The organism is Sphingobacterium suaedae (assembly GCF_042684625.1).
GTDB lineage: Bacteria > Bacteroidota > Bacteroidia > Sphingobacteriales > Sphingobacteriaceae > Sphingobacterium > Sphingobacterium suaedae.
On record NZ_JBHULR010000003.1, the window covers coordinates 117,572 to 141,781 of the forward strand.

Here is a 24,210-nt window from a genome sequence, read left to right on the forward strand (position 1 = left end):
CTCTCGAACAACAGTCGAAGAGCAGTCGAACAACACACAACTTGCCTTATACTGTCTTATACTATCTTTAATGATTTGAGGGATACGACGTGATGGATGCAAGGTTAAGAGCATGGAAAAAGAACGCCCTATCGAGGCACGCGGCAGAACGACGGTGAGAAGGAAGTGTTTTTGTCGGCCGTTGCCGGATGGGGCATCTATTCTTTCTGGAAGATGCATAAAAGGTCATGCCGACAAAGGCAGAGCGGGAGATATCACCATACCCTTAGTAGTAATTTTGGGTGTATTTTTTACACTAAGTCTTGTTCGGTATGAAAAAAAAACTGTACCTTTAGTGACATATTATACATAATAAGACAAAACATATGAGCCTAAAAGATTTTAAAGGTGTTTTGACAGGAGATCAAGTTCAAGAGCTTTTCGAGATTGCTAAAACACATAAATTCGCCCTACCTGCGGTCAATGTGATCGGAACGAATTCTATTAACGCGGTGCTGGAAACAGCGAAAGCTGTCAATTCGCCCGTTATCATTCAGTTGTCAAATGGTGGCGCACAGTTTTACGCAGGGAAAACGTTAAATAACGACGGATTAAAAGCCTGTATTTTGGGGGGCATTTCAGCCGCACAACATGTGCATTTGTTGGCTGAACACTATGGTGTGGCTGTCATTTTGCATACAGACCATGCTGCAAAAAAATTATTGCCTTGGATTGACGGGCTGTTGGATGCTGGGGAGAAATTCTTTGCACAGCACGGTAAACCTTTATTCTCTTCTCATATGTTGGATTTGTCGGAAGAGCCTATCGAAGAAAACATCGAGATATCAAAGAAATATTTACAACGCATGAAGCCGCTAGGAATGACGGTAGAGATCGAACTTGGTGTAACAGGAGGCGAAGAAGACGGTGTAGATAATTCCGATGTAGATAGTTCAAAATTATACACGCAACCGGAGGAAGTAGCATACGCATATGAAGAGCTTTCGAAGGTTTCCGATAAATTTACGGTAGCCGCGGCGTTTGGAAATGTACATGGGGTATATAAACCAGGGAATGTGAAGTTACAACCTGTTATTTTGCATAACTCACAAGAATATATCCGTGAGAAATTTGCATTGACCGCAGAAAAGCCAGTTAATTTCGTGTTTCATGGCGGATCAGGATCGACTCCGGAAGAGATTGCCGAGGCGATATCATACGGCGCGATCAAAATGAACATCGATACCGATATGCAATGGGCGTTCTGGGATGGAATACGTGCCTACGAGGCTAAAAATCATGATTACTTACAGGGACAGATCGGAAATCCGGAAGGGACAGATTCGCCTAATAAAAAATATTACGATCCGCGCGTGTGGTTGCGCAAAGGGGAAGAAGCCTTTGTAGAACGTTTGAAACAAGCGTTTAGCGAATTGAATGCGATCGATGTGAATAGTAAATTATAACGGGTCCTATCCACGACATAAAAAAACGGAACATGATTGTTCCGTTTTTTTTATGTCGTTTCTTTAACAAATATTGATGAAATTAAATTTGTTTATGTCCGTCTTTTTGCTACTTTTATAACAGAAGGCTATAGATGATGATGAAGGAAAGATTTTTAAATTTTTTGAAGTTTGAAAAACGTTATTCTCCCCATACGATCCACGCTTATGCGTTGGAAATCGATAATTTCCTGAGCTTCATCGAACTCGAAAATAGGACGTTTGAAGACGTGGATCACCGTTTCGTCCGGTATTATCTCGCGACTATGAAGGACAGCGGTAAACAAGCTTCCAGTATCAATCGATCTATATCTTCATTACGTTCTTTTTACAAATTTTTATGCAGGGAAGGTCTGTTGACTACAAGCCCTATGCTGCTTGTCCATGCGCTGAAAACACCTAAGAAACTGCCCGTTGTCGTTGAACAGGAGAAGATGGTCGCTTTATTGGATAAAGGTTGTTCCGATCCGAATAATTTTGAGGAGGTGCGCGATTTGATCATCTTGGAGCTATTGTTTGGAACGGGCATTCGTTTGGCTGAATTATTAGCTATTCAAGAGAAAGACATCGATATCTACAATAGAAAGATCCTGATCTTTGGTAAACGCGGGAAAGAACGATTTGTACCTATTCATCAAACATTGGTGGAAAACATGAAACGATATTTGCAATTAAAATATGCGAAGGAGTTACCAAACAAATCGAACCACTTAATCGTTACTAAAGAAGGAAAACGAGCCTATCCGAAATTGGTGTACGAAATTGTGCAGAATTATTTGGGACAAATCACATCCCAAAAGAAGCGTAGTCCGCATGTACTAAGGCACACCTTTGCGACTGCGCTGTTGAACAATGGAGCAGATCTGAATGCGATCAAGGAACTTCTTGGACACGCAGGCTTAGCGGCGACACAAGTCTACACACACAACTCTGTGGAGAGGTTGAAATCAATTTATAAACAAGCCCATCCAAAGGCTTAAAAAAAGGAGGAAAAATGAACATTACGGTGCAATCTATCAAGTTTGATGCAGATCAAAAATTGGTTGACTTTATCAAAAGAAAAACAGCAAAACTGGAACAATTCTTAGATAACATTATCGAAGGGGTATGTTATTTACGGTTAGAGAATGTAGACGATGAAGCCAATAAGATAGTGGAGCTCAAAATGAACATCCCGGGCAACCAGCTGTTTGCGAAGGCACAGGCGAAAAGTTTTGAAGAGGCGACGGACGTCGCAGTAGAATCAATTAGACGGCAGATCAATAAACATAAAACAAAAAACCGTGCCAACGGAAGCAACCATAAAGAATTGTTGAGCACGGAAGAAGAATTTTAAACGGTACTACATACGAAATAGAAAAGCTGATTGGAAAATCAGCTTTTTTATTTGGATTGAATCTGAATAACCTATATATTTGCTCCATAAAAATTGGTGAGCAACGATGATTTGTCCTTTAGCAAACGTAGAAGAAGTATATAAAGGCGCTAATGGCGCGGTATATCAATGTAGCCGTAAGAATTGTTATTGGTTGGAGTTTCAACAGACCACAACGTCTTTCAAAATATCGGACTTCTTTCAGTTTAAAAGACGAATTGATGCGATTGACATCGCTTCCATGTTGGATGATAGTTCTCGCTCAGCTGATTTTGAGATCGTTATGCCGTTCCGCACGGAGCGGTGCTTTCTTCTTTCTGTTCAGGACGTGCTCCAATTGCGTGATATATTAGCAGGAGCTAAGTTTATGATCGAGCTCAACAGTGAAATTAAAAAGATGCTGCGGAGAGATGCTGTATTGGCTTAATTCTTCCCTTTAATTGTTCTGATTCTAAACAAGTTAAGTCGATGATCCCGTAATTTAGACTTAATTTGTATTGTATTTTTTTTATTCATATCCGCCAATTCGGCCGTATCTTTGTATCAAACAATGTCGGGATTACATTGTTAATATAGTAGAAAATATAAATACGAGTGATATGAAAGATCTGTTGAAATTAAAATCTTCTTTATCAGAAGAAATCGAAAATATATTAAATGCACAAGTTAAAGTGGAGGCGCATTCTTCCGCTCTCTATCTCGCTATGTCATCTTGGTGTGACGATCAGGGGTTGGATAATTCCTCTAAATTTTTCGCTAAGCAAGCAGATGAAGAGCGGGAGCATATGTTGAAATTATTTAACTACATCAACAACCGGGGTGGTAGAGCAGTTTCTCCGGAAATTACCAATATTCCGGTTGATTTTGAATCATTTCGCGGCGTGTTCGAACAAACGCTAGAGCAAGAGATGTTCGTGACAGAGCAGTTTAACACGATTGCGGATAGATGTATGAAAGCCAAGGACTACGTAACGTTTAATTTTGTGCAATGGTTCTTGGAAGAGCAAGTGGAGGAAGAATATGTGGCACGGAGAATCCTGGAATTATTCGATGTGATCGGTGAAGAGGGGACTGGCCGTTGGGAAATTGACAAACATTTGGTGAAGGTGACGTTCGACGGTGAGTAATAATTTTTGAAACGTTTTCAAAAACGGGTTGTTTCTAAAGAAATAACCCGTTTTTGTTTATACAAAATATCACCTGTTTAACGTTCTTATATAAACTTTTATTGAAATTCAATTTTTTCGTATATTGATCACAAACGAGCGAAACATCAGTTTTTGTGAAGTATTTTAAGCACCTCATATATTTGGTCACGTTGGTCAGTTTTGTTGTCCTATGTCCGTTACGGACATATGCACAAACGCCGCAAACTGTAGTGAAACAAATACAGGGCTATGTTTTGGATACAGCAGATACGCGTCTGAGTGATGTAACAGTCCGCTTGACGAGTACCTTAGACACGCTAACCACAACCAGTTCTGGTGCTGGATTCTATACATTTAAAGGCGTGCGTGGATCGAATATCCGAATATCCTACAGTATGCTCGGTTTTCAGATCGTCAATAAGAGTATCCCATCCTATGAACGATCCTCTTTTGTGGTCATGCCAAATGTGACACTTACGCGGCAAGCTTCACTGATTGACGGTGTATATATTGTGAAGACTATCCCCGTTGTGTACGGAGAAGATACGATACAGTATAACATGGACGCATTTACCTTTCGGAAAAACTCCTTGCTGGAAGAAGCGCTGAAACAACTACCCGGTATACACGTATCTCGCGACGGTACCGTGTATGCACATGGCAAAGCGATATCGTCGGTACAGGTGGACGGTAAAAAATTCTTTGGCGGAGATGTGCTCACGGCCACGAGAAATTTACCGGCTGACTTTATCAACAAAATACAGATCATAAACTATTATGGCGACTATCCGACAGGCAAAGAATTGAGCACGGAAGAGCCTGAGAAGATTATCAATATCGTTTTGCGGGAGGATAGTAAACGGATCTCGTTTGGACAATTGACCGCGGGAGCCGGTACGAGAGAACGTTTTATCGGGAGTGTGGGCATAAACCGTTTCAATGATGGTCAGGAATTTTCCGTTGTAGGCTCCATCAACAATACAAATACGAGCTTGTTCTCTTTTGGATCACCAAGTGGTGTGGGCGAACGCGAAAAATCTTTGTTTGATGCAACAGACTTTGTAGACCCAACCGACGGAGAGAATACGATTAAATCGATCGGTTTTAATTTTTCGGACAACCTCGCGGAGAATACACAATTTAGCGCCAGTTATAGCTTCACGAGGAAGGATAATGTCACCTGGGGTAATTCCATTTTGCGCTCTACTTATGTGAAGGATCAAATATCCAATAGCGAAGAGTACCAGACGACAAACGACGATCATTTTCATCGGCTCACCGCTGAATTCAAGCATCAGTTTAAAAATAAGGATGTGTTGGAAGTGAAGCCGGTTTTTTCGTACGATCGGGTATATTTTGGCAATAATAAAATACGACAGATTAACAACAAACAGATCACGAATTTTGGAACTTACAAAGATACCTCCTATCAGCGCAATCCGAATTTGGACGTCAACATATTGTATTCGAAGGCCTTTCGAAAACCCGGAAGGAAGTTGTTGGCGACGGCTTCCCTAAATTTTAATGAACAACGAAAACTGGAAGATGTACTGGATAGCTATACATCCATTGATTCGGCCATGAGTACGCCAACGTTGACGAGGTTTGACCAACAATATTTTATTCAACAACGCAATGGGACGGACGGCGTGAAAGCAGCTGTATCGTTTGTCGAACCATTTTCCAATTATAGCTTGTTGGAGTTACGTTACGAGTATGAACTGACGGACATGACGGTTAAGCGTTTAGTCGAAGATAAATTGAAAAGCGCGGAATTTGATGGCTTCTATTATGTCGATTCATTAGGCGTAGACTACAATTATCGGTTTAACAGCAGCCGTGCAGGCTTGAATTATCAATATATTCCGAATAAGCAATTCCGCACCAATATTGGATTTGCTGTGCAACCCATAACGTTAACGGGCTATTTGCCCCGGGAAGATATGACTTACCGGTATGCAAACGTAAATCTCGTGCCTACAGCGGGATTCAAATGGCGCTTGAATGATGCACTAGATTGGAGTATTGACTATATCGGTAAGAATAACCAGCCCAACTTTTTACATATTATTCCTGTCCGCGATAACAGCAATTCACAAAATATCATCGTCGGAAATCCGGAACTCAAAGCAGAGTTTTCCAACCGTATCAATACGACCTTACGAAAGTTTATCACGTCGCGCAGTCAGTACTTTGAAACAAACTTTGCGTACAATTATGTTGCGAATAAAATCGTTTCCGATAAAAAAGCAATCGCGGGATCTACGATACAAGAGACCAGCTTCCGTAATGCAGAAGGGTATTATGACCTGAAATGGTATTATTTGTTTAATACACCTTTACTAAACGAGAGTTTGCAATTGGATTTTAGCGGAAATGCCGACTATTACAATAACCTGTCCTACATCAATGACCAACGAAACAAGACGAAGCAGTTTGTTTATGCGCAGTCTCTTCAATTGCGGTACACATGGAGTGATTATTTCGAATCCATGTTTAATGGTAGTTATATGCTAAACAACGCTAGTTATACGTGGCCATATCGCACGGAGATAACGGCGCACAGCTTGTTGTTAAGCGGCGCTACGAAAGGATATGTGAGTGATTACATCACATTGGGCGCAGAAATGTCGCAGCGTTTCAATTCAGGATATGAAAGCAGTTTCATGAACAGCAACCCCACCATTATTAATGCGTATTTAGAAGTGTCATTTTTGCCGAATAAGTTAGCATTGTTGCGCTTACAGGGATTCGATTTGTTGGATCAAAATAAGAATATGGGTACCTATAGTGAGTATATAGGTAATGATTTGTATGAGGCTAGAAATAACCGGCTTGGCCGCTACTTTATGGTCACGCTTAATATGCGATTGCAGAAATATCCAAAAAAGAAATAAGATGCAAGCAATAGTAATTACGCAACCGGGTAGTCCCGAAGTGCTGCAGCTCGAGGAGCGGCAGACACCTGTTCCGAAAGCAAAGGAGGTGCTGATTGACGTTCGGGCTGCGGGGGTGAACCGACCAGATATTTTCCAGCGCAAAGGTAATTATCCTGCACCGGACGGTATTGTGGCGGATATACCCGGCCTGGAGGTTGCCGGCATTGTTGTTTCAATTGGCGACCAGGTCCGACGTTGGAAAGTAGGGGATAAGGTGTGCTGTCTGGTCGCGGGGGGCGGTTATGCCACACGTGTCACTGCAGATGAAGATATGTGTCTATCCGTTCCCGCAGGTTTGTCATTTTCAGAAGCTGCCGCCTTACCCGAGACGGTATATACCGTTTGGGACAATGTGTTTCGCAGGGGTAAATTAAAAGGAGGAGAAGGGTTATTGGTGCATGGAGGGTCTGGAGGGATCGGAAGTACAGCCATTCAATTGGCCAAGGCTTTTGGTGCGGCTGTTTACACGACGGTGGGATCGGCAGAAAAAGCTGAGTTCTGTCGGCATCTGGGGGCCGATGTAGTCATTAACTATCGGACGAACGATTTCTACGAGGCTTTGAAAATGGAGAAAATTCACGTTGTGCTGGATAGTATCGGTGGCGATTATTTCGAACGGAATATCGAACTGTTGGCTCCCGATGGCCGTTTGGTCTATATCAATGCCATGAAAGGCCAACACGTGTCGCTTTCTATTGTCAAAATGATGCAGAAGCGGATTTCTATTACGGGCAGTACGTTACGTGCTCGGGATCTTGTGTTCAAGCAAGGGTTAACCAGCGATGTTCTGCGGCACGTGTGGCCGATCGTAGGTACGGCATTTCGGCCCCAGATATATAAAGAAATTCCGCTAGAGGAAGCAGCACAAGCGCATCACATGATGGAAAGTGGAGACGTTTTTGGTAAAATTGTGCTAGTTAACTGATGTGCTAAATACTTTTAGCTATCGTTTTATCATATCTTTTGTGTACTTTAGAAAAAATATATGATAAGCCTATACTGCATATGAATTTTAAATTTCTTACAACACTACTAATCAGCGGGAGCTTGGCGTTTGGGCATGCCCAAACGATCGATAAGGTCGAAAAACCGATTGATTTGGTAAGTACCCTCGTGGGAACTCAGTCTACCTATTTTCTGTCCACTGGTAATACCTATCCTGCTATTGCCATGCCTTGGGGTATGAATTTTTGGAGCCCGCAAACCGGAAAAATGGGGGACGGTTGGATGTATATGTACACTGCCGAAAAGTTGCGGGGTTTCAAGCAAACTCATCAGCCTTCGCCATGGATGAATGATTACGGACAGTTTTCTATCATGCCAATGGTAGGTATACGAACATTCGATCAAGATAAGCGCGCCAGTTATTTTTCGCATAAAGCAGAGATTGCCAAACCGCACTATTACAGTGTATACTTAGCGGACTACGATGTCAAAACGGAAATCACACCAACGGAGCGCGCGGCTTACTTTCGTTTCACCTTTCCTAAAACAAACGAGGCATACGTATTATTGGACGCATTCGATAAGGGATCGTATGTGGAAGTTCTCCCGAGAGAACAAAAGATTATCGGTTACTCGACCAAGAATAGTGGTGGTGTGCCCGAAAATTTTAAGAACTACTTCGTACTGGAATTCGATAGACCATTTGCCAATGTCTCTACCTTTGCGGATTCTGTCCTGACAGATGGCCGTTATATGGTGAAGGCGGAGCATGTGGGAGCGTTGGTTGGCTTCCAGATCGCTAATGCAGGGGATCAGGTATTGCTAAAAGTGGCTTCATCATTTATCTCGCCCGAACAGGCAGTGCTGAACTTGAAAGAATTAGATGGAACGGATTTCGACCAGCGTGTGGCAAAAGGCGAAGATGTTTGGAATACAGAGCTCAAGAAAATAGAAATAGAAGGTGGGTCGATCGACGATATGCGTACATTTTATTCCTGCTTATATCGCTCGTTATTATTCCCACGGATGTTTTACGAGATTGACGCAAATGGCCAAGTGGTTCACTATTCGCCCTATAATGGTCAGGTATTACCGGGTTATATGTTTACGGATACTGGATTTTGGGATACGTTCCGGAGTTTATTTCCGTTTCTGAACCTGATGTACCCAGAAATAAGTGAGCAAATGCAGGACGGATTAGCCAACGCTTATCGCGAGAGCGGATGGTTGCCTGAATGGGCTAGTCCCGGACTCCGAAACGTGATGGTTGGCAACAATTCGGCTTCCGTAGTAGCCGATGCGTGGATTAAGGGTATCCGGTCGAAGGATATCGAAACATTGTACGAAGCGGTTAAACATGGAGCAAATAATGCGGGGCCGTTAACAGCGGTTGGACGCGCGGGGGCTACTTATTACAACGAGCTCGGGTATGTCCCGTACGATGTGAAGATCAACGAAAATGCGGCCAGGACATTGGAATATGCCTACGATGATTTTTCCATTTATCAGTTGGCAAAATCGTTGGATAAGCCGCAAGAAGATTTGGCATTTTATAAAGAACGTTCGTTTAACTATAGAAACTTATTTGATCCGTCCACCGGCTTAATGCGTGGAAAAAATAAGAATGGACAGTTTCAATCGCCATTTAATCCATTTAAATGGGGTGATGCATTCACAGAAGGGAATAGCTGGCATTATACATGGTCGGTGTTTCAAGATATAGAAGGTTTGGCAAAATTGATGGGTGGCCATCAAGCGATGGAAATTAAGTTGGATTCGGTCTTTAATTTACCTCCGGTTTTTGATGACTCTTATTATGGTTTTCCAATTCACGAGATCCGCGAGATGCAGGTTGCCAATATGGGACAGTATGCCCATGGAAACCAACCCATACAACACATGATCTATTTATACAATCATGTGGGGGCTCCATGGAAAGCGCAGTATTGGGTACGGGAAACCATGAAGCGTATGTATTCCCCGCTTCCCGACGGATATTGCGGAGACGAAGATAATGGACAAACATCTGCGTGGTACGTGTTTTCCGCACTTGGCTTTTATCCGGTGACACCAGCGACCGACGAATATGTGCTGGGCACGCCATTGTTCAAGAAAGCTGTTTTACATTTATCTAACGGTAAACAGATCCGTATACAAGCGCCAGATAATTCTACAGAAAACCGGTTTATCCATGCCCTAAAGTGGAATGGCAAAACCTACCCGAAAAATTATATCAAACACAGCGAATTGGTGAAGGGAGCAACGTTATCCTTTGATATGCGGAGCGAGCCCAATAAGAGTCGAGGAACGAACAAAACAGACTTACCGTTTTCGTTGAGCAAAGACGATCAGTAACAAATAGGGAGCCAATGAGCTCCCTATTTTGTTCGGTAATCCGAAGGTTGTCTACAGATATGTTTGATTAAGTTTCAATGTGTCGATCAATGACCGACTGGGAACTGAGACTCCTGGCGGCGATTATCGGTGGCATCAATACCGACGCTGGGACAAAGAATACCGGCTCCGAATATAGATGTATTGTTCAATTGTTGAATCGTTGACGTTTTTTCTACCTGCTGGGATCAGGCGTCCAATCGGACGATTTCATGTACGTCTGTGGCCAATGAAGCCTGAATGCCTTTGAGCGTATACGGTCGGTCGGAGATAATTTCGATGATTCCGCGCGCTAAATTTGCGGTCTCTGGAAGATCAGTTGATTCGTTAAAGCTTTGTTGAACGGTCGGCTGACAGCTATCTTTTTTCCCAAACCATGGTGCTGAATTTTCGCTCAACCTGTTGTCCGGCTTTGCTACGTACCTGCTCCGCGGCATGCAGTGTCTGCATATGTCGAAGGTTCGTCGGATTTGTCAGATGGAGCAAATCTGCTTCTTCATACAATCGAAATCCGTAACCGGTGAATGGAAGTTGTTCCATAAATTGTTTCGTAGCAAAGGTGATGATCAATCGGCCTTTGGGAAGCAGCCTTGTGGCCAATTGGTTGATAAAGTCCGCCGGGTCTGGCCAGAAGTAGATGCAGTTGACCGTGACGATACGATCAACTTCTTTGAGGTCGTCGGGCAAGGTAATTCCATTGTATACGAAAAATTTAGCGCGACCATTAGATACAGCCTCCCGATTGCGATTAATTGCTTCAGTTTGCATCAGTACCGAGGTTTCCAATCCGGTATAACGGATCTCCGGATGACGTTGTAAAAGACCGGCTAGATGACTTGCGTTGCCATGGCCGATCTCTACGACGTGTTGACCAGCGGCCATATCTAATGCGTCTAGGGCTTGTGCGGTCATGTTGGCGTTAGTGGTTTCCATCATGCGGGCTATTTCTAAGCCTTTTGAGCCGGTAGGTAGCGCCAATTGTTGTGCTATTGTTTTTAATTCCTCTTCCGTTGCCATGGGTATATCTGTTGTTGGCTGTACGAATATCAACAAATGGTCACGGGCATTGTTATAAAATTTTGGCAAAGTTTTGCAAAATTTCCGGTATACCATACTGCCGATAATCGTAACAATCAGGTGATTCAGGAAAACATTGTTTCCATTGTTGGATGATTTATGTATATTGCTGTACACTAATCGACAAACCAGTATTTGATGATTTTATCTAATTTTTCGAAGGAGATCCGCGTCGGTGCTATTGGGATTAAGGGAATGGGGTGGAGCAATCTCCAAGCGATCTTAAAGGTTCCGGGTGTTCGATGTACGGCGATCTGTGATATTGATGACAGCGTGTTGGATCAACGTGCGGGGGAGTTGCGTGAACAAGGGTTTCGCCCCCGTTTGTACAAAAATTATAAAGAGCTGTTAGGAGATAAAGCGGTTGATGTAGTGATTATCGCAACGCCGGATCATTGGCACTGTCTGCAGGCTGTTGACGCGATGGAAGCTGGGAAAGATGTTTATGTGGAAAAACCATTGGCGAACTCCATGGTGGAGTGTGATGTGCTTGTGGCCGCTCAGCAAAAATATAGGCGTATAGTGCAGGTGGGTCAGTGGCAGCGCAGCCAGCGGCACTTCCAAGAGGCAACGGCATTTGTACAGAGTGGTAAGCTCGGCAAAATCAGGACAGTAAAGGCATGGGCATATCTAGGCTGGAAGAAACGGGTGCCTTCAAAGCCAAACGCTGAGGTTCCCCCTGGCGTAGATTATCTGTCTTGGCAAGGGCCGGCCGAACGTAAACCATTTAATCCGAACCGGTTTCATTATGATTTTCGCTGGTTTTGGGATTACGCAGGGGGCTTGATGACGGACTGGGGCGTACATCTTTTAGATTATGCTTTAATCGGTATGCAGGTATCTTCGCCAAAGTCTGTTATGGCTATGGGGGGAAAGTTTGCGTATCCCGACGACGCTGGCGACACGCCCGACACGTTGACAGCGGTTTACGAATTTGACGGTTTTAATATCATTTGGGAACACGCTACGAGTATCAGCAATGGCCCATATGGACGTGAGCACGGCATCGCTTTTATTGGAAATAATGGGACGTTGGTTTTAGACCGTGGTGGATGGGAAGTCTTTCCGGAGAAAGGCCGCATGGAGGCGGTTCCGCTGCAGAAAAAAGCAGATGTGGGATTAGACCTGCACATGGTGAATTTTGTGGATGCTGTCCAGAAGCAGGATCCTACGATATTACGGGCACCGGTCGACGCAGCAGCACATATCGCGAAGCTTTCGCATATGGCTAACATTGCTTATCGGACGGGTGAGCGCCTCACCTGGGATGAAGTACTCGGTCGTTTTTCGGAAAATCAGGCTAATACCTATCTCCCTGCATCTTACCACAATGGCTATATATTGCCAAAAATATAAATTGTAGTATCTCTGTTACTTATAATATACTATGAAAAGAAAAGATTTTATCCGTAGTGCCGCTGCGCTGGCTGCAACCGGTTTCTTGTTTCCGACAAAAGGTTTTTCAGCATGGGCTGGTCCCATTAAGGTCGGACTAATCGGGGTGAATGGAATGGGGTGGTCAAACCTGAACGCATTACTGAAAATACCCAATGTGGTATGTACTGCATTATGTGATGTAGACGAACGCATATTGGACAAACGTATCGCAGAATTAGGTGCAAAAAATATCCAGGTTAGACGCTTTGTCGATCATAAAGAACTGCTGGTAGGCGATACGGTGGACGCCGTTATCATTGCAACACCGGATCATTGGCATTGCTTGCAAATGACAGACGCTGTCAAGGCCGGTAAACATGTATATGTGGAAAAGCCTATCGGAAATTCTATTCGGGAGTGTGAGATCATGGTCGCAGCGGCAAAGAAATATAATCGGATTGTACAGGTTGGACAATGGCAGCGCAGTCAGCAGCATTTTCGGGATGCTATCGCATTCGTGCATTCCGGTAAACTTGGAAAAATCAGGCTTGTAAAGGCGTGGGCCTATCAAGGATGGATGAAGAGTATTCCCGTGAAAGTGGACGAGCCTGTACCCGTCGGTGTTCATTACGATCGATGGTTAGGCCCGGCGAAAAAGAGACCGTTCAATCCAAACCGCTTTCATTTCGAGTTTCGATGGTTTTGGGACTATGCAGGTGGATTGATGACGGATTGGGGGGTACATATGTTAGACTATGCGTTGCTCGGAATGCAGGTGTCTGATCCAAAATCCGTGATGGCCGCAGGAGGCAAATTTGCATATCCCGACGACGCGGCGGAGACACCAGATACCTTGACCACGGTATTTGAATTTGATGACTTTAATATTCAATGGGAACATGCAAACGGGATCGATATAGGGCCCTACAACCGCAATCATGGTGTTTCTTTTATCGGTAATAACGGAACGTTGGTATTGAATAGACAAGGATGGGAGGTGATCCCGGAAAAGGATCGTATGGAAGCCGTCCCGATGCAAAAATCGCAAGATAACGGCTTAGAAAAACATATGTTAAACTTTGTGGAAGCTATCCAACATCAGGATCAGGCACTTCTGCATGCACCGATAGAAGCGGGTGCGCACATTGCCATTTTTTCCCAAATGGGGAATGTAGCCTATCGTACGGGAAAGAAACTCTACTGGGACAAAACGAAACGGGAGTTTACCGATGGACAAGCCAATCGATTTTTAGCTGCCACTTACCATAATGGTTATCAGTTACCGGTTGTCTAGAAGCGGCAACTGTTTTGCGGTATTAATATTGTGTGGATTGCCTGAAGTACAAATTAAGCGAATAATACGCTACGCTTCGAACGCCCGGTTGCAGGTGTTGCAATAGTACCGATTTTCAAACACCATCGGAAGGGACATTGTGGACAACGAAAATAGGGAGAGGAGCAAAGCGCGTGTGCCTTTTTGCCGGCTACCTAGCCTGTCGATTTTCTCCGATCGACAATGCGGACATACGACGTCTTCGAAAGAGGCGTATGCGGGTATATGATGGTCTAATTCAAGCAGAACTTCCTGTGCTCGGGCCAAATCGTCGGCTCCGACGTCTAACCGATAACTATGTGGCGACAACGGAAGTAAAGGGTTCAACGCCTGACCCGGTTCGTGGAAAACACAACTCGATATGCCTTCGCATTCCAATCTCGTTTTGAGTAGATGCGCATCTACGGGATTATCGAAGGTTTTTAAGGTAATCATGTTCGTTTTCTGTTTTTCAATGCTTAAAGATAAATAGTTTTGTGCTACGGAACAATAGTCGTTGAACGCACTTTGCAGGCGATACTATTTGGATATGTAACAAGAAAGTCGTATATTTGGACATATACCTTAGGATACCGCCTTTTATCTTTTCTTTAAAAGATCTAAAATCCGTCTCTTAAAGACATATTTTACCTTTTTATTTTTAACTTTTAAAATCACTGAATGGGAAAAAGCCAGATTACATTTAACAAAAAAGAACGCGTAAAGAAGAAACAACTGAAAAAACAGCAGAAGCAAGAGAAAAGAGAGCTTCACAAAGTCGACAACAACAAAGGAAAAACATTGGAAGAAATGTTTGTTTACGTCGACGAATTTGGAAATTTATCCAACACCCCGCCGGAACGTAAGTATCAATTCAAGGAAGAAGACTTATTACCACCCTCAGCAGGAGAGGATGAATACGAATATGGTAAAGTTTCGTATTACAATACGGAGGGACACTATGGTTTTATTCGTAATAATATCACGAAGCAGACTGTGTATTTTAATGATAAACTTGCAGGAAAGACGCTACAGATCGATCAGCAAGTAAAATATAAATCCATTCGTACCAAACAGGGTGACCAAATCTCTGAGGTATTTATTAATGTGTAATTGTTTAATATTTCATAACAAAGGCGGACGCAATTTATTGGTCCGCTTTTTTGTTTGGGTGCGATTCATTGCGGGTGATGGTTCAGCTGGAATTTGCAAAGCCTGCCGAACTTCCCTATATTTAGCATCAAACGATAAAATCTACAACGGATGAAGCAAGTAAGATGGGGGATGATTGGCGTAGGCGACGTGACGGAGATGAAGAGCGGTCCGGCATTCTATAAAACGATGAATTCCAGTTTGTTGGCGGTTACGTCGAGAACATGGGAACGAGCCAAGGATTATGCGGAGCGGCACGGTGTACCTAGGGTTTATAAAACGGTCGATGAGCTATTGACAGACAAAGAGATCGATATTGTTTATGTGGCGACCCCACCAAGTACACATAGGTCCTATGCGATACGCGCTATGGAAGCCGGAAAGCACGTGTACGTTGAAAAGCCCATGGCTCTTACTGCTGCAGAAGCGGAAGAGATGAATCGTATCGCAACAGCATCGAATAGACGATTATATGTCGCTTTTTATCGACGGGCATTGCCATACTTTGTGCAGGTAAAGAAATTGTTGGATGAACAGGTGCTGGGAACCATCTTAACCGTGTCGGTACGATTGACGCGTCCACCATTGCCTTCAGATTTGGATCCGGCGCTCCACACATGGCGCATTGATAAACGTGTTGGCGGTGACGGATATTTTGTAGATATGGCGCCGCATACGTTGGACATATTGGATTACGTGTTGGGGCCGATTCAGGGCGCATGCGGGTTCTCGACAAACCGAGCGGGTCATTACGAAGTGGCGGATTGTGTTACTGCTTGCTGGCAACATACATCCGGCGTGCTCGGCAATGGGATGTGGTCCTTCTCCAACGGGGAACAACAAGCACACGATGCGGTCAGGATAATAGGAACCGCGGGAGAATTAATTTTTAGCACATTTGACTTTAGCCCTATCCGATTGATCACGAAAGAAAACACGGAGGAATATAAAATGAAGCGGCCAATGCACATACAGCAAGCACTCATTGAAACCATCGTAGACGAATTGACCGAAAAGGGCGTTTGCCCGTCAACTGGAGAAAGTGCTGCGCGGACAGCTATGGTATTGGATCGGATTCTTCAAAAAGGATGAAAAAGTGCTCCGCGTTTTCATCCATAGGCGAAAACGCAGCGCATTTCGGTTAGGGTAATCTATAGGCTTGTCTGGCCAATAGTTTCCAGGAACCGTGGGTTTTTACCCATGTCAAAGCGATGCCGAGCTTTATTTCGGAAGGGCCTTTGCCCGGATCATTGGTCTTTGCGAGTAACGTGTGCCGTACAATTGCGGTATGATCGACGACACTTATCGTTTCATCGACACGCTGTATGTTTTCAAATACCGATTTTCCGGTGACCAGCGTTTCTACAAATTCTTTTTTCGTTTCAATTTTTCCACTCGAATGCCCGTATGTTAAATTGTCGGTAACGAGCGCGTTCAAAACAGACTGTTCAGGTTTGAGCATGGCTTGAATGAGTTTGTCGGTTGCGCTTTTAACGGCGGCAGACTCTTTTTCTTGTGCGGATACGGTAGAGAGTGCGGTCGTGACGATTAATGTCATGATCATCATTGCTGTTTTTTTATAGGACATACGGTTTTATAATTTTTATATGTTTGGTGAATTTACCAACTATGGCGCACTCTTCCAAGTTATCTGACTATTTAATCAATTAGCCACGGAGGAATCAGTGTGTATGTGCATTCGTTTTTCATCAACATAATGACGCGTATAGGTTCCAGACGTGGCACGATCGCTTTCCTCGAAATGGAAATGTATATCGTATACATCTCGTGCTTCTGTCAACGTGTAGCACCCGCTAAGTATGTGTTAGCGGTGGCTGAGTCCATGTGTGGGACCAGATAGGCGTCGTCGTCTATTTTCACCTATATGGTATCTGTTGATGTCTTCAAAATCGAGGCGGATGCGATCATTTTCTGTGCGATCCAACAATTCACCAACGTGGGAGGACCCAAGTGCTGTCGACAGGTTTCTGTTGGATCAGACCGTTGCGCTCGTAATCAAAACGACATATGAATGAGCTATATCGACGGCATGGGGTGTCGAACCTGTATACCATGTCTTCCGGTCACTGTTTGAGGTACAGCTGTTCCAAATAAAAACCAGCGTCGTGAAGAAAACGAATAGCCTAATAGGCGTGCTATCTGCGATCGATCCTTATTTGTTGTCTCACATAAACGACGCGAGGCCTTACTTGTTCAATACAGGGGACGTTTAGCACATGCAAATAGCAAAGTGAAAATACGGTAATGGAGAGGGTAAATACCTGATTTATTCCGTCGCGCCGGCAGGGATTGTGGACGGCAAGACCTTCGATGGTTAGATATGGCGCGGTTTGGTGGTGTAGAAATAGGATGTATTGCGAGCGCACACGAGCCCTAAAGGTACTATATATGAATATTTTGATTGAATAGACCGTTGGCCTTTCTGTTTTTAGCGCGATTATTCGACAGTCGGACGAAAAAAGGTTCGTGTTTGGCTGTCGAGATATACCGCGCAGCGGTATGCGTAACGAACGGCAAATCGTTTTCATTTTTTTAGTACATTTGAACGGCTTTTAGCAATTCTGCGTTGCATTTGGTGATGCAGTCGCTGGAGCGTACACCTAAATAATCTTATCATAACACGAAAGCTAACGGAGCTGTCGCAGCGCGTTGGATCGTTGTTTTTATATAGGAACTGGACGATCGACTATGATTCTAATTGTAGATGACAAACCCGAGAATGTCTATTCGCTCAAAAAATTACTAGAGCGGAAGGATTTTTCTGTAGATACGGCCTTATCGGGCGAAGAAGCTTTAAAAAAAGTACTGCGCAAGGACTATGCGCTGATCATCTTGGATGTGCAGATGCCGGGGATTGACGGTTTTGAGGTGGCAGAGACACTCTCTGGTTTTAGCAAAACGCGGGATATTCCCGTCATCTTTTTATCTGCAGTTAATACCGATAAGAAGTTTATAGCCAAAGGATACGCCTCTGGGGGGATCGACTATGTAACCAAGCCCGTGGATCCAGATATATTATTGTTAAAAGTCAAAACGTTTTACCGGCTTTATGAGCAGACGTTGGCTTTGAATGAGATACAGCAGGCACTCCGTTCGGAGATTGAAGTTCGGAAAAATGCGCAGGCAGAACTAAAGGCTCGTGTGGATCAGTTGCATTTGATACTTGAATCGCTGCCGCAAATCGCGTTTACGGCCAATCAAGATGGACAAATTGATTTTGTGAATAATAAATGGTTTCGCTACAGTTATACAACAGATGCTTTTCCAGCAACACATGAAGATGATCCATCCATTTGGGAGGAGTGGTCTGAAGCGATGTTAACACATAGTCCGCTGGAAATGGAAGTGCGTCTCAAAGAGATTGATGTGGATGTTTTCCGTTTTTTTCTATTGCGTATTACGCCCATTATGGAGGGCGATTACGTGCATAAATGGGTGGGGACATTTACCGATATCGATGACAGAAAGCATGTGGAGAAGAAAAAAGACGAATTTTTGAGCATAGCCAGCCATGAATTGAAAACTCCACTGACCAGCATCAAAGCATACGCCCAGCTGCTGGATCGTGCAATCAAGATTGAGCCGCAGGACCCTGCTTTCACATATATCAGCCGGGTGCAGACACAGGTTGGAAAGCTAAATAGTTTGGTAACCGACTTGTTGGACATTTCGAAAATCGACAATGGCAAATTGAAAATGAACAAAAAACCGTTTCATTTTGAAACGTTGTTGACAAACGTTGTGGATACCATTTGTCATACGCATGAAGGTACACCTCTCCGGATCGAACGGACGGGAGATTGTATTGACCGTTGTATCGTAGGCGATGAAATACGTATAGAGCAAGTGTTAATCAACTATTTAACCAACGCGATCAAGTACGCACCGGATAGCGACCGCGTACTTATTAAAACCTCGTTGTACGACCGGTATGTACAGATAGAGGTGACGGATTTTGGAATAGGTATCCCAGAACATAAGCAAAAAGATATCTTTCACAAGTTTTACCGGGTGGAGGAATCGTCCCTCCGTTTTCAGGGATTGGGAATAGGGCTGTATATCTGTTCGGAAATTGTCCGACAACATGGAGGACAATATGGATTGCGCAGTCAACTGGGAGAGGGCTCCACTTTTTATTTCACCTTACCGCTAGATTAAAACAACCTATGCCGAGAAAATTTTTAAGAAACCTACAGATAGGCTTTGGTATTTCCTTAGTGATTTTATTGGCGAGTTCTACCGCTTCCTATGTGAGTATCAAGCAACAGATTAACAACCGGGAAAAAGTAGACCATACGCGACGCGCCATTGCTTCGGCCAACCGTGTCTTAATCGATCTCCAGAACGCCGAGACTGGTCAACGTGGATTTCATCTGACTGGTAGGGCTGACTTTTTGGAACCTTATGAAGAGAGTTTAGAATCTCTTCCAAAATCCCTGACGCAAGCTAGGGAGCTGACTGTCGATAATCCCGAGCAGACGGTAAGGATAGATAGCTTGGCTTCGTATGTCAAATCGCGTACGGATGTACTGGCGCGTTTGGTGGACGCAAAAAAGACGGGACGGCCCGTGTCTATAAATCAGCTCGAAGAAGGGAAACGGTATATGGATGCGTGCAGGAACGTGATTGCTCAATTTATTGACCGCGAGGAAGTGTTATTGCGCAATAGAACAGCGGAGTTGGATCGAGCATCGCGTTATACCTCGATTTTTATTGTCGGGGCCGCTATTGCATCGCTATTAATTACTTCTATTTTTTATGGCCGCATCCGGGGGGATTTTCAAGAGCGTGAACGGCTTCAGGAATCGTTGCGCAAGAAGGACGAAGAAATTTCGCGCCGTTTAAAAACTATTCAAAAGATAGCGGATCAGATCGCGCATGGAGATTATTCTATGCGGGTTAACGATGCAGAACAAGATGATTTGGGAAGTCTCGCAGGATCGCTCGACGCGATGACTGCCGCCCTACAGTCTTCTTTTGATGCATTAAACAGCAACGAATGGAGACAATCGGGCTTAGCTTCTCTAAACGAAACGCTGATGGGCAATAAAAGTGAGGATGTGTTAGCCGGCGACGCGCTAACGCTACTTATTGAATATACCGGTTGCGTCAATGGTGCTTTTTATTTGTTAGAAAGTGGTCTCCTTCAACTTCGTTACGCGTATGGGTTAGAGTCACATATGAAGAAAACCATAGGCATTGGTGAAGGAATGGTTGGGCAAGTCTTTGTCTCTGCGCAAATAAAGGTGATGGAGAATTTAAAGCCCGAGGATTATGTGTTGAGTTTTTCAAATGGACAAATTGGAGTTCGCTATGTAATACTGCTTCCCATCCTATTGGAAGGAAGCTGTATCGGTGTGATAGAGCTGGGGTCGAACAATCCTGCGGATGCTGCACGCTTCGATTTTTACAAAGAGGCGTCTCGAAATATTGCCTTGGCGATTTACTCGTCGCAGAATCGGAAGCATGTACAGACACTTTTGGAAGAGACGCAAGCTCAGGCGGAGGAATTGCAGACACAACATGCGGAACTGGAAAATTTAAATACTGAACTGGAAGCACAGACGCAGAAGCTACAGGCTTCTGAAGAAGAGCTTAAAGTGCAGCAAGAAGAGCTTTTGCAATCGAATCAAGAATTGGAGGAACGTTCGAAGCTATTGGAGGAAAAGAATCAACTGATTGCTGAACGGAACCTAGAAATACAGGAAAAAGCGGAGGAATTGGCACTCAGCACAAAATATAAGTCGGAGTTTTTAGCGAATATGTCGCACGAGCTGCGGACACCCCTTAATTCTATCTTGTTGCTTTCGCGCCTGATGGCGGAGAATACAGATGAAAATTTGAACGAAGAGCAGGTTGAATCAGCAAAAGTTATACAAAGTTCGGGAACGAGCTTGCTTAGCCTGATTGATGAGATTCTGGACTTATCGAAAATTGAGGCGGGAAAGATGGAATTGGATTACCAAGAGGTCTCCTTATCGGATGTAGTACGGGAGCTACAACATATGTTTGATCCACTTGTGAGGGAGAAAGAACTGACATTGGAGATGCAGATTCAACCTGAAGTTGGGGATGTTATGGAAATTGATCGGTTACGTCTAGAACAGGTGTTGCGCAACTTGTTGTCTAACGCGATCAAATTTACGGCTAGGGGCCATGTATCCCTGTCGATTGAAAAGGATCCCGAGCAGGAGGGATTTGTGGTCTTTGCGGTGAAAGATACTGGAATAGGTATCGCGACGGATAAGCAGCGTATTATTTTTGAAGCCTTTCAACAGGCAGACGGATCGACGCGCAGGAAATTTGGCGGCACGGGGCTAGGCTTATCGATCAGCCGTGAAATCGCCCGTTTGTTGGGGGGGGAGATCCGGTTGGAAAGCGAGGAAAACCAGGGAAGTACATTCCGTTTGGTCGTGCCTCAGAAGAAAGGCGCAGTAGTGGTAAAGCCGACGACAGAAGAACTCATGCAAATTATTGCTAACGATGTGGAAGAAATCAATACGATCGTGACTGAGGAACGAAATCCGTACACGGTGATCGATATTCCGGAAGACGTTGAGGACGATCGAGCGGATATACGGGATGGCGATAAGGTGATTCTGATTGTGGAGGACGATACAAACTTTGCGAAAGTATTGCTGAAGTACACGCGGCAGCAAGGTTATAAAGGAATCGTGATCGTTCGGGGAGACCTCGCAGGACCCGCAGCGCTAAAATATCAGCCGTTGGCGATTCTTTTGGACATACAGTTACCGGTGAAAGACGGCTGGCAAGTTATGGACGAAGTAAAAAGCAACCCCGGCACGCGACATATTCCGGTTCACATTATGTCGTCGTTGGAAGTGAAAAAAGAAAGTTTGCTGCGTGGAGCCATAGACTTTATAAATAAACCGGTAGCCTTGGAGCAGATCGGTAACATGTTTAAAAAGATTGAAGATGCTTTGAACCGTTATCCAAAGAAAGTTTTAATTATCGAAGAAAATCCGAAACATGCGAAAGCACTGTCTTATTTTCTAAGTAGTTTCGACATCACTTCAGAAATAAAAACCAGCATTGATGATAGTGTGAAAGCGCTGTCGTCTGATGATGTAAATTGCGTTATTCTAGACATGGGAGTTCCCGATCAGACGGGCTACGAAACACTGGAGACCATCAAAAAAAATGAAGGATTAGAAAATCTCCCGATTATTATTTTCACTGGAAAAAATCTATCAAAAGCGGAAGAACTGCGGATTAAACAATACGCGGATTCTATCGTGATCAAGACGGCTCACTCTTACCAGCGTATTTTGGACGAAGTTGGTCTTTTCCTACATCTCGTCGAAGAAAAGAAGAACGATGTGAAGGAGAAAAAGAACAAGCTAGGTTCCTTGAACGAAGTCTTACATGGTAAAACAGTGTTGATTGCCGACGACGACGTGCGGAATATCTTCTCGCTGACGAAAGCCCTGGAGAAATACCAGATGCGTGTCGTGTCGGCGATTGACGGGAAAGAGGCCTTGGAGCAACTGAAAAGCAATCCAGATGTTTCCATTGTCCTTATGGATATGATGATGCCAGAGATGGATGGTTATGAAACGATAAAAATGATTCGGGAGATTCCAACATATAGGAAACTACCCATTATGGCCGTGACCGCAAAAGCGATGACTGGCGACCGGGAGAAATGTATTCAGGCAGGAGCATCCGACTATATTTCGAAACCGGTAGACACCGATCAGCTGCTTTCGTTGCTGCGAGTTTGGTTGTATGAACATTAACCAACAGGGAAGAGTAGATAATACAATGGATAAGGGTAAACTGGTATTGATAGTTGACGACGATAGTCGTAATATTTTTGCACTACGTCTGGCATTAAAGTCGCGGGGATATCGCACATTATCGTGCCAGAGTGCTATAGAGGGAATCAAGATATTAGCCCAGGAGCCGGAAATCGGTGTCGTGCTGATGGATATGATGATGCCAGAGATGGATGGCTATGAAGCGATTCGGATCATCCGGGGACATACCGAATACGATCATATCCCGATTATTGCGGTTACGGCACAAGCTATGGCCGGCGATCGAGAAAAGTGTTTGGAGGCAGGCGCTTTTTCTTATATATCGAAACCGGTTGATATTGATAAATTAGTGGTTGCTTTAGAAAAAATAGCGTAAAGGATGCTTGAGCCTTCTATTATAAAAGATGATGAATTAGACCTACTGATGGCCGATGTTTCGGCATTGTACGGTTATGATTTTACGGAGTACAGCAAGGCATCGTTGAAGCGGCGTGTGAACCGAATATGTCTTTTGGATAAGTTCGCGAGCTTTGCAGAACTACGTTATAGATTGCGGAATAACCCGGGTTATTTGCAGCGGTTTATCGAGGAGATCACGGTGAATGTGACGGAGATGTTTAGGGATCCGACATTCTACAGAGCACTACGTGACAAGGTATTTCCGCAACTGGGAACCTACCCCTTTATACGGATTTGGCTGGCGGGCTGCTCTTCGGGAGAAGAAGCATATTCTATTGCTATTTTGCTGAAAGAAACGAACCTATATCATAAGTCCCTTATTTACGCGACTGACTTAAATCCCGGTGTATTAGAAACGGCCCGAAAAGGAATTTATCCGATGAGTCAAATGAAACAGTATTCGGAAAACTACATGCTATCTGGTGGCACGCTAGACTTTTCATCGTACTATACAGCGAATTACGATGTTGTTAAATTTCACACGGATCTTCAAGACAAAATGATATTTTCTACGCATAACCTGGTGTCGGACAGTTCATTTAATGCATTTCAGTTGATCGTTTGCAGAAATGTATTAATATACTTTGAAAAAGAACTTCAGAATAAGGTGTTTCGTCTTTTTGACGACAGTTTGGATACCTTAGGATTCTTGGCATTGGGAGCAAAGGAAACAATTCGCTTCTCGAACCTCGAAAAACATTTCAAACAGCTCGATTCGGATAAGATCTGGCGAAAAATGCAGTAAC

At 43.9% G+C, this 24,210-nt stretch carries 19 protein-coding genes; 16 read left to right on the forward strand and 3 right to left on the reverse strand.

The window, feature by feature from the left end; genetic code table 11:
* Positions 1 to 365 precede the first annotated feature (365 nt).
* From fbaA to ACFSR5_RS03860, 8 genes are all read left to right on the forward strand, one after another.
* Positions 366 to 1,445 carry a class II fructose-bisphosphate aldolase gene (gene fbaA / locus ACFSR5_RS03825; protein WP_380900890.1) on the forward strand — a complete coding sequence of 360 codons (1,080 nt, stop codon included), beginning with the start codon at positions 366 to 368 and terminating at the stop codon, positions 1,443 to 1,445.
* Positions 1,446 to 1,579: 134 nt separating this feature from the next.
* Positions 1,580 to 2,464 carry a tyrosine-type recombinase/integrase gene (locus ACFSR5_RS03830; protein ID WP_380900892.1) on the forward strand — a complete coding sequence of 295 codons (885 nt, stop codon included), beginning with the start codon at positions 1,580 to 1,582 and terminating at the stop codon, positions 2,462 to 2,464.
* 14 nt (positions 2,465 to 2,478) lie between these two features.
* Entirely contained in the window at positions 2,479 to 2,820 is a 342-nt protein-coding gene (hpf, locus tag ACFSR5_RS03835) for a ribosome hibernation-promoting factor, HPF/YfiA family (RefSeq protein ID WP_380900894.1), read from the forward strand.
* A 106-nt stretch (positions 2,821 to 2,926) separates the two neighbouring features.
* Positions 2,927 to 3,286: a DUF6686 family protein gene (locus ACFSR5_RS03840; RefSeq protein ID WP_380900896.1), complete on the forward strand. Its 360-nt coding sequence runs from the start codon at positions 2,927 to 2,929 to the stop codon at positions 3,284 to 3,286.
* A 172-nt stretch (positions 3,287 to 3,458) separates the two neighbouring features.
* Positions 3,459 to 3,986 (forward strand): ferritin, encoded by a 528-nt coding sequence (locus ACFSR5_RS03845; RefSeq protein WP_380900898.1) that lies wholly within the window; start codon positions 3,459 to 3,461, stop codon positions 3,984 to 3,986.
* A gap of 155 nt (positions 3,987 to 4,141) precedes the next feature.
* Positions 4,142 to 6,904, forward strand: coding sequence for an outer membrane beta-barrel protein (locus tag ACFSR5_RS03850; protein ID WP_380900900.1), 2,763 nt, complete (start codon positions 4,142 to 4,144; stop codon positions 6,902 to 6,904).
* Between the two features lies 1 nt (position 6,905).
* A complete protein-coding gene (locus ACFSR5_RS03855; protein ID WP_380900902.1) occupies positions 6,906 to 7,871 on the forward strand; it encodes an NAD(P)H-quinone oxidoreductase in 966 nt (321 codons plus the stop codon).
* Between the two features lie 80 nt (positions 7,872 to 7,951).
* Positions 7,952 to 10,246 (forward strand): GH92 family glycosyl hydrolase, encoded by a 2,295-nt coding sequence (locus ACFSR5_RS03860; RefSeq protein ID WP_380900904.1) that lies wholly within the window; start codon positions 7,952 to 7,954, stop codon positions 10,244 to 10,246.
* A 396-nt stretch (positions 10,247 to 10,642) separates the two neighbouring features.
* Here the strand turns inward: ACFSR5_RS03860 and ACFSR5_RS03865 are convergent, their stop codons facing one another.
* Positions 10,643 to 11,371 carry a class I SAM-dependent methyltransferase gene (locus ACFSR5_RS03865; protein ID WP_380900906.1) on the reverse strand — a complete coding sequence of 243 codons (729 nt, stop codon included), beginning with the start codon at positions 11,369 to 11,371 and terminating at the stop codon, positions 10,643 to 10,645.
* 129 nt (positions 11,372 to 11,500) lie between these two features.
* Between ACFSR5_RS03865 and ACFSR5_RS03870 the strand changes: the two genes are divergently transcribed.
* Positions 11,501 to 12,718, forward strand: a complete 1,218-nt coding sequence (locus ACFSR5_RS03870) for a Gfo/Idh/MocA family protein (RefSeq protein WP_380900908.1) — start codon at positions 11,501 to 11,503, stop codon at positions 12,716 to 12,718.
* A gap of 31 nt (positions 12,719 to 12,749) precedes the next feature.
* Positions 12,750 to 14,033: a Gfo/Idh/MocA family protein gene (locus tag ACFSR5_RS03875; RefSeq protein WP_380900910.1), complete on the forward strand. Its 1,284-nt coding sequence runs from the start codon at positions 12,750 to 12,752 to the stop codon at positions 14,031 to 14,033.
* Positions 14,034 to 14,102: 69 nt separating this feature from the next.
* Here the strand turns inward: ACFSR5_RS03875 and ACFSR5_RS03880 are convergent, their stop codons facing one another.
* Positions 14,103 to 14,507 (reverse strand): putative signal transducing protein, encoded by a 405-nt coding sequence (locus ACFSR5_RS03880; RefSeq protein ID WP_380900912.1) that lies wholly within the window; start codon positions 14,505 to 14,507, stop codon positions 14,103 to 14,105.
* Positions 14,508 to 14,732: 225 nt separating this feature from the next.
* Between ACFSR5_RS03880 and ACFSR5_RS03885 the strand changes: the two genes are divergently transcribed.
* Together ACFSR5_RS03885 and ACFSR5_RS03890 are read left to right on the forward strand one after the other, a co-directional pair.
* Positions 14,733 to 15,164, forward strand: a complete 432-nt coding sequence (locus ACFSR5_RS03885; protein WP_380900914.1) for a cold-shock protein — start codon at positions 14,733 to 14,735, stop codon at positions 15,162 to 15,164.
* 150 nt (positions 15,165 to 15,314) lie between these two features.
* Entirely contained in the window at positions 15,315 to 16,295 is a 981-nt protein-coding gene (locus ACFSR5_RS03890; RefSeq protein ID WP_380900916.1) for a Gfo/Idh/MocA family protein, read from the forward strand.
* 49 nt (positions 16,296 to 16,344) lie between these two features.
* Here ACFSR5_RS03890 and ACFSR5_RS03895 read toward each other — a convergent pair whose 3' ends face one another.
* On the reverse strand, positions 16,345 to 16,791 hold the full coding sequence (locus ACFSR5_RS03895; RefSeq protein WP_380900918.1) for a nuclear transport factor 2 family protein: 447 nt from the start codon (positions 16,789 to 16,791) through the stop codon (positions 16,345 to 16,347).
* Positions 16,792 to 17,912: 1,121 nt separating this feature from the next.
* Here ACFSR5_RS03895 and ACFSR5_RS03900 point away from each other — a divergent pair.
* The 4 genes from ACFSR5_RS03900 to ACFSR5_RS03915 are packed head-to-tail and all read left to right on the forward strand — an operon-like array spanning position 17,913 to position 24,209.
* Positions 17,913 to 19,382 carry an ATP-binding response regulator gene (locus tag ACFSR5_RS03900; RefSeq protein WP_380900920.1) on the forward strand — a complete coding sequence of 490 codons (1,470 nt, stop codon included), beginning with the start codon at positions 17,913 to 17,915 and terminating at the stop codon, positions 19,380 to 19,382.
* 8 nt (positions 19,383 to 19,390) lie between these two features.
* Positions 19,391 to 22,984 carry a response regulator gene (locus ACFSR5_RS03905; RefSeq protein WP_380900922.1) on the forward strand — a complete coding sequence of 1,198 codons (3,594 nt, stop codon included), beginning with the start codon at positions 19,391 to 19,393 and terminating at the stop codon, positions 22,982 to 22,984.
* The gene (locus ACFSR5_RS03910) at positions 22,974 to 23,381 is read left to right on the forward strand and encodes a response regulator (RefSeq protein WP_380900924.1); all 408 of its coding nucleotides are present in this window, start codon (positions 22,974 to 22,976) and stop codon (positions 23,379 to 23,381) included. The genes ACFSR5_RS03905 and ACFSR5_RS03910 overlap by 11 nt, the downstream gene beginning before the upstream one ends.
* Positions 23,382 to 23,384: 3 nt before the next feature.
* Entirely contained in the window at positions 23,385 to 24,209 is an 825-nt protein-coding gene (locus tag ACFSR5_RS03915; protein ID WP_380900926.1) for a CheR family methyltransferase, read from the forward strand.
* Position 24,210 lies beyond the last annotated feature (1 nt).